Annotated in this window: 14 protein-coding genes; all 14 read left to right on the top strand. The window is 60.4% G+C overall.

Annotation, left to right across the window (positions count from 1 at the left end; translation table 11 throughout):
* Nucleotides 1-38 precede the first annotated feature (38 nt).
* A complete protein-coding gene (locus ACWJJK_RS15165; RefSeq protein ID WP_077729065.1) occupies nucleotides 39-386 on the top strand; it encodes a 2Fe-2S iron-sulfur cluster-binding protein in 348 nt (115 codons plus the stop codon).
* 288 nt (nucleotides 387-674) lie between these two features.
* Nucleotides 675-2363, top strand: a complete 1689-nt coding sequence (nifE, locus tag ACWJJK_RS15160; protein ID WP_156879330.1) for a nitrogenase iron-molybdenum cofactor biosynthesis protein NifE — start codon at nucleotides 675-677, stop codon at nucleotides 2361-2363.
* A 9-nt stretch (nucleotides 2364-2372) separates the two neighbouring features.
* Entirely contained in the window at nucleotides 2373-3965 is a 1593-nt protein-coding gene (gene nifN, locus ACWJJK_RS15155; protein ID WP_156879331.1) for a nitrogenase iron-molybdenum cofactor biosynthesis protein NifN, read from the top strand.
* Between the two features lie 43 nt (nucleotides 3966-4008).
* On the top strand, nucleotides 4009-4431 hold the full coding sequence (nifX, locus tag ACWJJK_RS15150) for a nitrogen fixation protein NifX (RefSeq protein WP_077729124.1): 423 nt from the start codon (nucleotides 4009-4011) through the stop codon (nucleotides 4429-4431).
* The gene (locus ACWJJK_RS15145; protein WP_077729068.1) at nucleotides 4424-4903 is read left to right on the top strand and encodes a NifX-associated nitrogen fixation protein; all 480 of its coding nucleotides are present in this window, start codon (nucleotides 4424-4426) and stop codon (nucleotides 4901-4903) included. Before nifX ends, ACWJJK_RS15145 begins: the two co-directional genes overlap by 8 nt.
* 115 nt (nucleotides 4904-5018) lie before the next feature.
* Nucleotides 5019-5207, top strand: a complete 189-nt coding sequence (locus tag ACWJJK_RS15140) for a CCE_0567 family metalloprotein (protein ID WP_077729069.1) — start codon at nucleotides 5019-5021, stop codon at nucleotides 5205-5207.
* Nucleotides 5208-5216: 9 nt separating this feature from the next.
* Nucleotides 5217-5522 carry a ferredoxin III, nif-specific gene (fdxB, locus tag ACWJJK_RS15135; RefSeq protein ID WP_077729070.1) on the top strand — a complete coding sequence of 102 codons (306 nt, stop codon included), beginning with the start codon at nucleotides 5217-5219 and terminating at the stop codon, nucleotides 5520-5522.
* Nucleotides 5522-6172, top strand: a complete 651-nt coding sequence (locus tag ACWJJK_RS15130) for a nitrogen fixation protein NifQ (protein ID WP_434112096.1) — start codon at nucleotides 5522-5524, stop codon at nucleotides 6170-6172. Before fdxB ends, ACWJJK_RS15130 begins: the two co-directional genes overlap by 1 nt.
* Nucleotides 6151-7251 carry a CAF17-like 4Fe-4S cluster assembly/insertion protein YgfZ gene (ygfZ, locus tag ACWJJK_RS15125; RefSeq protein WP_156879332.1) on the top strand — a complete coding sequence of 367 codons (1101 nt, stop codon included), beginning with the start codon at nucleotides 6151-6153 and terminating at the stop codon, nucleotides 7249-7251. The genes ACWJJK_RS15130 and ygfZ overlap by 22 nt, the downstream gene beginning before the upstream one ends.
* Before the next feature lie 275 nt (nucleotides 7252-7526).
* Complete coding sequence (gene apaG / locus ACWJJK_RS15120) at nucleotides 7527-7907, top strand: Co2+/Mg2+ efflux protein ApaG (protein ID WP_077729073.1); 381 nt, start codon at nucleotides 7527-7529, stop codon at nucleotides 7905-7907.
* Between the two features lie 19 nt (nucleotides 7908-7926).
* The gene (gene clpP, locus ACWJJK_RS15115; RefSeq protein ID WP_077729074.1) at nucleotides 7927-8577 is read left to right on the top strand and encodes an ATP-dependent Clp endopeptidase proteolytic subunit ClpP; all 651 of its coding nucleotides are present in this window, start codon (nucleotides 7927-7929) and stop codon (nucleotides 8575-8577) included.
* A gap of 69 nt (nucleotides 8578-8646) precedes the next feature.
* On the top strand, nucleotides 8647-9921 hold the full coding sequence (gene clpX / locus ACWJJK_RS15110) for an ATP-dependent Clp protease ATP-binding subunit ClpX (RefSeq protein ID WP_156879333.1): 1275 nt from the start codon (nucleotides 8647-8649) through the stop codon (nucleotides 9919-9921).
* 144 nt (nucleotides 9922-10065) lie between these two features.
* Nucleotides 10066-12492: an endopeptidase La gene (gene lon / locus ACWJJK_RS15105; protein ID WP_434129911.1), complete on the top strand. Its 2427-nt coding sequence runs from the start codon at nucleotides 10066-10068 to the stop codon at nucleotides 12490-12492.
* 358 nt (nucleotides 12493-12850) lie between these two features.
* Nucleotides 12851-13387, top strand: a complete 537-nt coding sequence (locus ACWJJK_RS15100; RefSeq protein WP_434129913.1) for a flavodoxin — start codon at nucleotides 12851-12853, stop codon at nucleotides 13385-13387.
* Nucleotides 13388-13448: the final 61 nt, after the last annotated feature.

Here is a 13448-nt window from a genome sequence, read left to right as displayed (position 1 = left end):
CGCCCTACGGCACTTTTTAACCAAGCAGAGGATTATTAATGGCTAATGTGACTTTCAGTTCGCCCGCGATGCGCAAGGACGTCACGGTGTATGCCACCGCCGGCGACTGCCATACGCTGCTCGCGGTGGCGCAGAAGAACAAGATTCCCATCCATTTCGAGTGCGAAAACGGGGAATGCGGTTCCTGCGCCGTGGAAGTTACGGTTCTTTCCGACAAGCTGCCCATGGGCATGCACTTGACCGAAAAGGAAAAGACCGTGCTCCGGCTGGCCGGAAAAATCACCCGAGAGCAGATCGAGCAGGCGGAACTGACGGACGAACCGCCGCCCTGGCGGCTGGCCTGCCAGTACATCGTCCGTGACGAGGACATCGTAGTGCGATTCTAAAGGGCCGATAGCCTAAGCCGGAGGGGTTATGAGCAGCTTGAACGATATGGTCGTAGGTCGGCAATCCTTTGCCGACGAAGGCGTCGGGAAGAGATTCCCGACCTACTCTAGGGCACCTCGAAAAACCTACTGCGCGCCCCCATGTGCTGCGTTGCGCGGTGCTCGGAATCCTCATGTACTCCATGTACACTCCGGTTCCTGTGCTCCGGGCGCCTTGCACTCGGGGCGCTCGCGACGGTTTTTCGAGGTGCCCCTACTGTCGCAGCGCCCTGGAGAGCGGAGTAACCCATGAGCAGCTTATCCAACAAGATTCAAGACGTTTTCAACGAGCCCGGTTGCGGAAAAAACCAGGGCAAGTCGGAAAAGGAGCGCAAGAAAGGCTGCACGAAGCAGTTGCAGCCTGGCGGAGCGGCCGGCGGTTGCGCTTTCGACGGCGCCAAGATCGCGTTGCAGCCCATCACCGACGTGGCTCACCTGGTTCACGGGCCCATCGCCTGCGAGGGCAACTCCTGGGACAACCGCGGCTCCAAATCCTCCGGCTCCAATCTCTGGCGCACCGGCTTCACCACGGACATCAACGAAACCGACGTGGTTTTCGGCGGCGAGAAACGGCTGTTCAAATCGATCAAGGAAATCATCGACAAATACGACCCGCCGGCGGTCTTCGTTTACCAGACCTGCGTGCCGGCCATGATCGGCGACGATATCGAAGCCGTGTGCAAAGCGGCCTCGAAAAAATTCGGCAAACCCGTCGTACCGGTCAATTCGCCCGGCTTCGTGGGTCCCAAGAACCTCGGCAACAAACTGGCGGGCGAGGCCATCCTCGACCACGTCATCGGCACCGAGGAGCCCGAACACACCACGCCTTACGACATCAACATCATTGGCGAATACAACCTTTCCGGCGAGCTGTGGCAGGTCAAGCCGCTGCTGGACGAGCTCGGCATCCGCATCCTGTGCTGCATCTCCGGCGACGCCAAATACAAGGACGTGGCCAGCTCCCACCGCGCCAGGGCGGCCATGATGGTGTGCTCGAAATCCATGATCAACATCGCCCGCAAGATGGAGGAACGCTACGAAATTCCGTTCTTCGAAGGCTCCTTCTACGGCATCGAGGATACCAGCGAGGCGCTTCGGGAAATCTCGCGCCTGCTGATCGAGCGCGGCGCGCCCGCCGAACTCATGGAACGCACCGAAGCCCTGATCGCCCGGGAGGAAGCGCGGGCGTGGGCCGCCATCGAGCCGTACAAGAAGCGCCTGACCGGCAAAAAGGTGCTGCTCATCACCGGCGGCGTGAAATCCTGGTCGGTGGTGGCCGCGCTTCAGGAAGCCGGCATGGAGATCGTCGGGACCAGCGTCAAGAAGTCGACCAAGGAAGACAAGGAGCGGATCAAGGAGATCATGGGCGAAGACGCCCACATGATCGACGACATGACGCCGCGCGAAATGTACAAGATGCTCAAGGATGCCAAGGCCGACATCATGCTGTCCGGGGGCCGTTCGCAGTTCGTCGCCCTCAAGGCCAAGATGCCGTGGCTGGACATCAACCAGGAACGCCATCACGCCTATATGGGTTACGTCGGCATGGTCGAACTGGTCAAGGAAATCGACAAGGCGCTGTACAACCCGGTCTGGGAACAGGTGCGGAAGCGCGCGCCCTGGGAAGAAGCGACGTGGGAAGAGGTGGCCGATTCCGCCATCGCCGCCGAGGCGGCTGTCTTGGCCGCGAATCCTGAACTGGCTCGCGAAAAACGCCGTTCCACTCCGGTTTGCAATTGCAAATCGGTCGCTCGCGGCGCTATCGAGGACGCCATCGTCGAGCATGGATTGAGCTCGGCGGACGCGGTGTCGGAAAAGACCCAGGCGGGAACGGGCTGCGGCAGTTGCAAAGGCAAGCTGGAAAAGATTCTCGAAACGATGGACCACTGGCACCCGGACGCAGGGAAAGCCGCGTCGCAAGCTCAGCAGGCCGCATGAGGTAACGCCATGGCCACCGTGATCACCCCGAAGAAATCCTGCTCGGTCAACCCCTTGAAGATGAGCCAGCCGATCGGCAGCGCGCTCGCTTTCATGGGGATCAAGAACTGCATGCCGCTTTTCCACGGCTCGCAGGGCTGCACCTCGTTCGGACTGGTCCTGTTCGTGCGGCATTTCAAGGAAGCGATTCCGTTGCAGACTACCGCCATGAGCGAAGTGGCGACCGTGCTCGGCGGACTCGAAAACGTGGAGCAGGCGGTCATCACGATCGCCAACCGGCAAAAGCCTTCCATTATCGGCATTTCGTCCACCGGCGTGACCGAGACCAAGGGCGACGACGTGGACGCCTATATCAAGCTGATCCGGGAGAAGCATCCCGAGCTGGACCACATCGCTCTTGTTTATGTGTCGACGCCCGATTTCAAGGACGCGTTTCAGGACGGCTGGGCCAAGACCGTGACCAAGCTGGTCGAGCAACTGGTCGAACCGGTTCCGGTCGGCGCCGCGCGCCTTCCCAACCGGGTGAATCTTTTGCCGGGCGCCCATCTTACGCCCGGAGACATCGACGAACTCCGCGACGTGCTCGAAGCCTTCGGCCTTGAGGTCCTGGTCCTGCCGGACCTCTCGGGCTCCCTGGACGGCCACATCCCTGACGATTTCACGCCGACCACCCTGGGCGGCATTTCCCTGGAAGAAATCGCTAGCCTCGGACGATCCGCGCATACCATCGCGGTCGGCGAACAGATGCGCGAGGCCGCGGTCGCTCTGGAAGCCAAGACCGGGGTTCCCTACACCCTGTTCGATCGGCTCACGGGGCTCGAGCCGAACGATGCGCTAATCAGCCTGTGTGCCCGAATCAGCGGACGGCTGGTTCCGACCAAGATCCGCCGCCAGCGCGGCCAGCTGGTCGACGCCATGCTCGACGGCCATTTCCATTTCGGCGGCAAGAAAATCGCCATAGGCGCCGAGCCCGACTTGCTCTGGACCCTGAGCGAATGGGCCAGGGAACTCGGCGCCGAAACCGCCGCGGCGGTGACGACCACGGCCTCTCCGCTGCTGGAGCGAATCTCCACAGAGGAAGTCTTGATCGGCGACTTGGAAGACCTGGAAGCTCGCGGCGCCGGCTGCGATCTTCTGATGACTCACTCTCACGGGAGGCAAGCGGCGGAAAGACTGAAGATTCCGTTCTACCGCATCGGCATCCCCATGTTCGATCGACTAGGCGCCGCGCATCAGACCATCGTCGGTTATCGCGGGACCCGCAACCTCATTTTCGAGATTGCCAATATGTTCATCGCCAACGGCCATGAGCCCACGCCTGAAACCTGGTATCGACCCGAGGAGGCTGCGGAAAAACCTACTGCGCACCCCGATGACGGCGTCGCGCGGTGCTCGGACCAATCCGCCGGGAGCGGATTGGGACGTGCAGCGCACGGGGCCTCGCCCGAGCCGCAAGGATGCGGCGAGCACTCCTCATGTACCTCCACGTACACTCCGGGTCCTGTGCTCCGGGCTCCTTGTCCTCAGGGTGCTCGCGACGGTTTTTCCGCAACCTCTGAGGAGAACGAACGTGCTGGCACGGCGGCGGTTGCGGCTCATTAAGCCGGAAGCTCAATCAAACGAATCCTTTTATCGCGGAGGAAGCATGAAGGTCGCATTCTCTACCCAAGACCTACAACGGGTCGACGCCCATTTCGGATGGGCCAAGAACATCGCCATCTATGAATTGTCGGCGGAGGGCTATCGCTTCCTCGAAGCCGTGCAATTCGAGGGCGACCTGCAGGAAGACGGCAACGAAGACAAGCTGGCTCCGAAGCTCGAAGCCATCAAGGACTGCGCAATTCTTTACGTCGCCGCCATCGGCGGTTCCGGCGCGGCGCGGGTGGTGGCCCAGGGCATACATCCCATGAAGGTTCCGCAGCCCGAGCCTATCACCGATCTCTTGGACAAACTCCAGCAGGTCCTCAAAGGCACTCCGCCGCCCTGGCTCCGCAAGGTGCTGGCGAAGGAAGGCAAGGGGCAGGACCGTGAATTCGATTTTGAAGAAGAAGAGGTGGAACATGGCTGAAGCATTGGCAGTAAAAACCGAAGGCGCGGCATCGCCCATGGAGTCGGCGTTCATCAAGGAATTGGTCAAGCAATGGCGCGCGCAGGATTCCTACGGCACCTGGGACGGCAAGAGCGACGAAATGCTGCTCGAACCTTACATCCTCACCAAGGAGAAGCGGCAGGCGATTCCCATCGTCGGCGATCCCGACCCCGAGATTTTGTGGCGTCTGGAACTGTTCTATAACGCCGTCGGCCTTTCCATCGAGCGGGCCAGCGGGGTCATGGTGACGCCCATGATGAAGATGTCGCACGAAGGCTTCGGCCGCATGGTACTGATCGCCGGCCGGCTGATCGTGGTGAACAAGCAGTTGCGCGACGTTCACCGGTTCGGATTTCCGTCCATGGAAAAACTCGCGGAGGAAGGCGAGAAACTCGTGGCCGCAGGAGTGGACATGATCAACAAATATTCCGAAGTGGCCCGCTACAGTTGAGAACAACGTAGGGTGGGTCAGGCCGGATCCGGCCGTAACCCGCCGGAAACCGCGAGAAGGCGGGGCACAGTCATCGACGGAACCCCGCCCGAACCGGCAAACCAACGAGGCACCCATGACAGACGCAGAAGATACGAAAGCCAAACTGAAAAAACTGAACGCCCAGGCGACCGCGCTGAAAATGGATCTCCACGATTTGGCCGAGGATTTGCCCACCGGCTGGGAGCGAATCCTGGAAGTCGCGGAGAAAACCTATCAGGCCTATCGTGAACTGGACGAATTCCGCAAAACCAGCGCTGGTTAGGAGTCTACGATGAGCGAATTTACGGTCACCCTACCCGGGGGCAAGGTATGGACCCCCAAATTTGTCGAGATCATCGACCAGGAGAAATGCATCGGCTGCGGACGCTGCTATAAGGTCTGCGGACGCGAAGTCCTGGAGATGGTCGGAGTCAACGAGGACGGCGAAATAGTCACGCTCAGCCAGGACGAGGACGAGGACGACGAATACGACAAGAAAGTGATGTCGATCGCCAACGTCGCGAACTGCGTGGGGTGTGAGGCTTGCGCCAAGATATGCCCCAAGCAGTGCTATACCCACGAAGCGGCGGCAGCCTGATGCCAGCCCCCATGCGCCAGCCCATCCCGAACGCTTCGGCGCCCGTTCCCTCGGCGGTTCATTACGATCCGCTGATGGGCTACGCCCGCGACCCGCAGGACTCCGTGACCCGCACCTTCGTTTCGGCGATCGAGATGGCGCGGAGTTCGTCCCGGCTGACCGGGCGGGCGGCCTTCGGGCTCGATGCGGATGAGTTCGAGGGGCTGCTCGACCGGTATTTTCCGGGCGCCGCGAGCATTTATCTCACGCCGGCGTTGAAAGCATCGCTTGCGGGCACCAAAACCCGCCGGATAGAGACGGACGAATTCGAAGATCTCGTGGCGCTGCTTTTGGAACACCGCGGCGACGACAGCCGGGAGAGCCGCTGGCTGGCTTACGCGATCGCCGCCTGCTGCATGGGGGACGACCATCTCTGGCAGGACATGGGCTTGCCCGACCGAAAGGCCTTATCCGATCTTCTGGCACGCCGTTTTCCCGTGCTGTTCGCTCGAAATACCGGCGGCATGCGCTGGAAGAAGTTTTTCTACAAGCAGCTCTGCGAACGCGATGGGGCCTTCGTCTGCCGCTCCCCCAGCTGCGCGGAGTGCGTCGAATATTCCAATTGTTTCGGACCCGAGGAGGAAAGCGCATGGCAACCGGCGAAGCGATGACCGTACCGGGACTCGGCAAGGCGCCTCCCGCGGGCGCTTGCACCGCGGCGGAATCGCCCCCCGGGTTATGGCAGGCGGTTTTGGAACAAAGCGGAGCGCGGTTCGACGATTCCGGAGTCATCGACTTTCGGCATGTCGAAGCCGAGCGCCGGCAGGCGCTGAGCGCCGATGTGATGGCGGACCTGTCCCATTACGGACTGATCGAAGTCAAGGGCGACGACGCCCAGAAATTTCTGGCGAGTCTATTCACCGGCGACGTGCGCCTGGTGTCGGCGGAAAAGGGACTGTTCACCGCCTGGTGCGACGCCAAGGGAAGGGCGCAGGCGACGTTCTGGCTGTTCGTGCACGACGGTGCCTTTCACCTTCTTCTGCCGAAAGGTCTCGTGAAGTCGGTTTTAACCGGATTGAAACTATACCTTCTCAGGGTCCAGGCGACTCTCACTGATGCCGGCAACGACCTGGTCCGCGTAGGTTTATCCGGTCCGAGCATGGAATCCCGGCTCGCCGCCTTGTTCGGCGCGCCGCCGCCCGAACAGGCCGGGGATACCCGCAGCTACGGGGCTTGCACCCTGATGGCGATCACCGGACAACCGCACCCCCGCTGGGTTCTTGTCGGCAGCGCGGCGGCGGTTGCCGAAACGTGGAAAAGCCTTCTGTCCAGTGTTTCGCCCGTAGGGCGGGACGCCTGGTCTCTGCTGGACATTTTGGCCGGCATACCGCTGCTGCTGCCGGAAACGGCCGGCGAGTTCATTCCGCAGATGCTGAACATGGAGGCCCTGGGCGGCCTGTGTTTCACCAAAGGCTGTTATCCGGGACAGGAAGTCATCGCGCGGCTGCATTACCGCGGGCAACTCAAGCGTCGCCTATACCTGGCCTACGTCGCCGGCGATTCGGTTCCGCCGCCCGGTACCACGCTTCATATCGAAGGCATTGCCGAAAGCGTCGGAACAGTGGTCTCCGCCACGCGCCATCCGGATGGGCGGACGGCTCTTCTTGCGGTGGTGAAGATCGAAGAAAAGGATCAAGGGGAAGTTCGGTTAGGGGATGCTCAAGGACCTGCGCTTCGCTTCATCGAATAGCGGAGTCCCAGACGTAGGTCGGCAATCCTTTGCCGACACCGCAGGTCGAACATCCGTTTTCGTCGGCAAAGCATTGCCGACCTACATCTGGGATTTAGAAAAATCAGGAGTCCCCTCTCTCCGCGAAAGGGAGAGGGAATCGAAAAACGGGCGAGTTGGACGGTAGGCGAAATCGCCTTATCGCGGTGCCCGGCGGGTTACGGCCGCCGCCTAATCCGCCCAACAACGCTACAAGCCACCGAAAGACAATCGATCCAAGAACAAATGGAGACGTTATGACCAGCAGAATCCGCGAACTCAAAGTCGACGTTAAAACCGTTTATCTCGGAGAAGAAACCCATCGCGACGGAGAGCGTTACGTATTCGCCTACACCGTGACCATGGAAAACACCGGCACCGTTCCGGCGAGGCTGCTCGGCCGACGCTGGGTGATTACCGACGCCAACGGCAAGACGATCGAAGTCGTCGGTGAGGGCGTGGTGGGGGAGCATCCGTATTTGCGCCCCGGCGAAGCGTTTCAGTACACCAGCTCGGCAATGATCGAAACCCCGGTGGGCAGCATGCAGGGCAGCTATCAGCTGCTGGCCGACGATGGGGTGCCTTTCGAAGCGCCCATCGCGCCCTTCCGACTGGCGATTCCGCGTACTCTCCATTGACCGGCAACCTGACAAGAGCATGACCTTGAACCATTCGCCCAACCAAACCTATGCCCCTTCAGCCGCCGCCGGCTTGGTGCCCATCGTCGTCGAGCAGTCCCCGCGTGGCGAAAGAGCGTTCGATATCTATTCGAGGCTGCTGAAGGAGCGGGTCATCTTTCTGGTCGGCCAGGTCGAAGACTATATGGCCAACCTGATCATCGCCCAATTGCTGTTTCTGGAATCGGAAAACCCCGACAAGGACATTCACCTTTACATCAATTCTCCGGGCGGATTGGTCACCGCGGGCCTCGCCATTTACGACACCATGCAGTTCATCAAACCCGATGTCAGCACCCTGTGCATAGGCCAGGCCGCCAGCATGGGCGCCTTGCTGCTGGCGGGCGGCGCAGCGGGGAAACGTTTTTCTCTACCCCATTCCAGGATCATGATCCATCAGCCTCTGGGCGGGTTTAGGGGACAGGCCAGCGATATCGACATCCACGCACGGGAGATCCTGTCGCTCCGCGATCGCCTGAACGGGATACTCGCCAGGCACACCGGGCAGCCCATCGAAAAAATCCGGACCGATACCGACCGCGACAATTTCATGAGCGGGGACGACGCCAAAAGATATGGCCTCATCGATAACGTACTCAGCCAGCGGAATCGACCTGGCGACGAGCTTTGACGCGAAAGGCGGCATGCCGGCCGGACACGGGCATGACCGAATCAACATCCAGCTAAGAGGGTAAAAGCAATGAGCGACGAAAAAAACGGCAAGGAAAGAGGCGGAAAGCTTCTCTACTGTTCATTTTGCGGAAAAACCCAGCATGAGGTCAGAAAGCTTATTGCAGGTCCGGCGGTATTCGTCTGCGACGAATGCATCGAATTATGCAACGACATCCTGCGCGAGGAGTTGGAAAGTACTTCCGATGGTGGGGACAAGCTTCCCACGCCCAAGGAAATCAAGGCCATATTGGACGACTATGTCATCGGCCAGGAAAGACCCAAGCGGATTCTCGCGGTCGCGGTTTACAACCACTACAAGAGGCTGCGCGTCAAAGCCCACGCCGGGAAAAACGACGTCGAACTGGCCAAGAGCAATATCCTTCTGATAGGGCCTACCGGTTCCGGCAAAACCCTGCTGGCGGAAACCCTGGCGCGTATCCTCAACGTGCCCTTCACCATCGCCGACGCCACCACCCTGACGGAAGCCGGCTATGTCGGCGAGGACGTGGAAAACATCATCCAAAAGCTCTTGCAGAAATGCGATTACGATGTCCAAAAAGCCGAGTCGGGCATCGTCTATATCGACGAGATCGACAAGATCTCGCGCAAATCGGCCAATCCCTCGATTACCCGCGACGTGTCCGGCGAGGGCGTGCAGCAGGCCTTGCTCAAGCTGATCGAGGGCACCGTCGCATTGATCCCGCCCCAGGGCGGGCGCAAGCATCCGCAGCAGGAATTCCTGCAAGTCAACACGGCGAACATTCTGTTCATCTGCGGAGGTGCGTTCGCGGGTCTCGACAGGACCATCCGGGCGCGTTCCGAAAAAGGCGGCATCGGTTTTTCCGCCGAGGTGAAAAGCAAGGAGGACCGCCGCAATGTGGGCGAGATCTTAGCCGGAGTCGAAGCGGAAGATTTGATCCGTTACGGCCTGATCCCCGAGTTCGTCGGACGGCTGCCGGTGGTGGCGACGCTCGAAGAGCTGGACGAGGAGGCGCTGGTCAAGATCCTGACCGAGCCGAAAAACGCCCTGGTCAAGCAGTACCAAAAACTGTTCGAGATGGAAGGCTGCGACCTCGACATCCATCCCGACGCCCTGAAGCTGATCGCCCAGCGCGCCATCGAGCGCAAGACCGGCGCGCGTGGCCTCAGAACCATACTCGAGAACGTTCTGCTCGACACGATGTACGAACTGCCGTCCGACGAGTCGGTGACCAAGGCCGTCGTCGACGAAAGCGTGGTGCGCGGCAATAACCCGCCCTATCTGGTCTATCGAACCGAAGAAAAGCAATGCGCGTCGGCGTGAGCCGCCCAGCGGAGTCTTGGCTTATCAACCCGGCGCGGCGACAAGCCGCGTGAGTTAGGCCTAAGCGCGTACCGGCTTGGGCGGCGACCCGAAAGACCAGGAGGGTATTTGCGGGCCTGATTAATAGTTTGGAGGGCTTTTATCGTGGAAACTGAATCGACCGACAACGTTCATCCTGCGGAGAACCGCGTTCCGGTGCTGCCTTTGCGCGATGTGGTGGTCTATCCGCAGATGGTCGTCACCCTGTTCGTCGGGCGGGAGAAATCCATCGCGGCGCTGGACGATGCCGTGCAATCCGGCCAGAAAATCCTGGCCGTGACGCAGAAGGACCCCAAATGCGACGAGCCGGAGTTCGCGGACTTATACGAAACCGGCACCCTGTGTACGGTCGATCAGCTATTCAAGCTGCCGGACGGTACCGTGAAGGCGTCGATCAAAGGCGCAAAACGCTGCCGAATTAAGGAGTATCAGGTGGCCGACAGCCATGACATGGCTCTCGTCGCGCCACTGGACGATCAAGTCAATTTAAGCGTCGCGGAGATGGACGCCCTCATGCGTATCGTCACCGGCGCTCTCGACCAGTACGTCAAACTCGATCATCAGATTCCGCGGGAAATCGTAAACGCTCTTCCGGATATCTCAGAGCCAGGCCGGCTGGCCGATACCATCGCCGCGCACATGGCTCTCAAGATCGAAGACAAGCAGGCGCTACTGGAAACGGTCGATATCGCCGCCCGCTTCGAAAGACTGATCATGGCGATGGAAAGTACGGTCGACCGCCTGGAGGTGGAAAAGCGCATCCGCGGACGAGTCAAGCAGCAGGTGGAAGACAACCAGCGCGAGTATTATCTGAACGAACAGATGAAAGCGATCCGGAAGGAACTGGGGGAATTGGGCGAGACGCCCGACGAGTTCGACGCGCTGGCGGAAAAGATCGTCAAGGCGAGAATGCCCAAAGCCGCTCGCGCCAAGGCCGAATCCGAGCTGGACAAGCTCAGGCGGATGCCTCCGATGTCGTCGGAATCGACGGTGGTTCGGAATTACCTCGATTGGATGATTGACCTGCCCTGGAAAAAACGCAGCAGGGCCCGCTTCGATCTGAAGCAGGCGGAAGCGCTGCTCGAGGCCGAGCATTACGGCCTCGACAAGGTCAAGGAACGCATCTTGGAGTACCTGGCGGTGCAACAGCGCGCCGGGAACGCGAAGGGGCCGATCTTGTGCCTGGTCGGGCCGCCCGGCGTAGGCAAGACATCATTGGGCCAATCCATCGCCCGCACCACCAACCGCAAATATGTCCGCATGGCCCTGGGCGGGGTGCGGGACGAAGCCGAAATCCGCGGGCACCGGCGCACCTATATCGGCGCACGGCCCGGCAGGATCCTTCAGCACCTGGCCAAGGCGAAGACCCGCAATCCCTTGTTTCTCCTCGACGAGATCGACAAGATGGCGATGGATTCGCGCGGCGATCCCGCCTCGGCCCTGCTCGAAGTGCTGGACCCCGAACAGAACCGCGCGTTCAACGATCATTTTCTCGAGGTCGATTTCGATTTGTCGGAGGTGATGTTCGTCGCCACCGCCAATACCTTGAACATTCCCGGTCCTCTCCTGGACCGGATGGAAGTGATCCGCATCGCCGGATATACCGACGACGAGAAGATCAATATCGCCGCTCGCTATCTCGTTCCCCGGCAAGTCGGGCGGAACGGTCTTAGGGAAAACGAAATCCAGATCACCGATTCGGCCTTGCAGTCCATGATCCGCCATTACACCCGGGAAGCCGGGGTGCGGAGCCTCGAACGGGAAATCGCCACGATTTGCCGCAAGGTCGTCAAGAATCTGCTGCTCAAACCCGGAACCAAGAAATGCGTGGTGACGCACCATAACCTGGAAGATTTTCTGGGCGTGCAGCGCTACCGTTACGGCCGCGCCGAGGAGACCGACCGGGTCGGCCAGGTGACCGGGCTCGCGTGGACCGAAGTGGGCGGCGAATTGCTCACCATCGAATCCGCCGTCATGCCGGGCACGGGCCAGCAGATCTATACCGGGAGGCTGGGCGAAGTCATGCAGGAGTCGATCCGCGCCGCGATGACCGTGGCCCGTTCCCGCGCCGTCGAGCTGGGTATTTCTCCCGGTTTCTATCAAGCCAGCGATATGCATATTCACGTGCCGGAAGGGGCCACGCCCAAGGACGGCCCCAGCGCCGGGATCGGCATGTGTACCGCCCTGGTCTCGGCCTTGACCGATATTCCGGTGCGGGCCGATGTCGCGATGACCGGCGAGATCACCCTTCGCGGCGAGGTACTGCCTATCGGCGGCTTGAAGGAAAAGCTCCTGGCCGCCCATCGCGCAGGCATCAAGACGGTGGTGATCCCTTACGAAAACGAGAAAGATCTGGCCGAGATTCCCAAAAACGTCAAAAAGGATCTCAGCATTCTTCCGGTTCGCCGGATCGACGAAGTGCTCGGCGCCGCGCTGCTGCGCCAGCCCGAATCCCAGGACGCGCCATCCCTGCCTATCGAACAGGACCGCGCTGCCCATGGCGTCGAAAGCGGGGTGGCGATTGCTCATTAAGAATCCTAAACAAGCCTTTGCCCTTAGGGCAGAGATATCTACACAAGGCGCCACCCCGGCAGGGAGTACTCGCCCCTTCCTTGGGGCTTGTCCTTCGGACCGTGCTCCACACGTCCAAATTCGCTCCCCGCGAATTTGTGCCGGGGGCCAGAAGCCAAGGACGGCAACGGCTGGTCACATCCATGTGTCCTGGATTCCGGCAATCCATGCCGGAATGACGGCTGTAGGAACTTGCGTAGATACCTGTGCAACTTTGGAGGGGGTGGGTGAGGACCGTTTAGTCATAGGTCGGCAATCTCTTGCCAACGAGCTCTGCTCAAACAGTTACGCGCTTCAGCGTTTTTTATAGAGGAACCTTATGGCCAACAAGATCGGTATATTTTTCGGCTCGGACACGGGTAACACGCGGCGCGTCGCGAAATCGATCGCCAAGAAACTGGGCGATGCCGCGGATGCACCCGTCGACGTGAAGAAAGCCAGCCCCGACGACCTGCTCAAATACGATGCGCTGATCCTCGGCACCCCGACCCTGGGCGACGGCGAGCTGCCGGGCCTTTCCGCGGGCTGTAGCGACGAAAGCTGGGAAGAGTTTCTGCCGAAACTGGAGGGCAAGGATCTGAACGGAAAGGTCGTGGCCCTGTTCGGACTGGGCGATCAGGAAGCCTATGGTCACGAGTTCGTCGACGCTCTGATCCTTCTGTACAACTTCGTCGTCAAAGCCGGCGCCAAGGTGGTCGGTTTCTGGTCCACCGACGGATACACGTTCGAGAAATCCAATTCGATCATCGACGATAAGTTCGTCGGTTTGGTCATCGACCACGAAAACCAGAGCGACGAGACCGAAGAGCGCATCGATACCTGGCTGGCCGAGATCAAGCCGGCTCTGCTGGGTTAAAGCGCTTTTCGCTACAGTGGCGGCGGCGTAGGTCGGCAATCCCTTGCCGACGGAAACGGTT

This window comes from Methylocaldum gracile, from assembly GCF_053646815.1.
The sequence above is the reverse complement of the archived record's forward strand: the minus strand, read 5'-3'. Positions and strand labels throughout refer to the sequence as shown.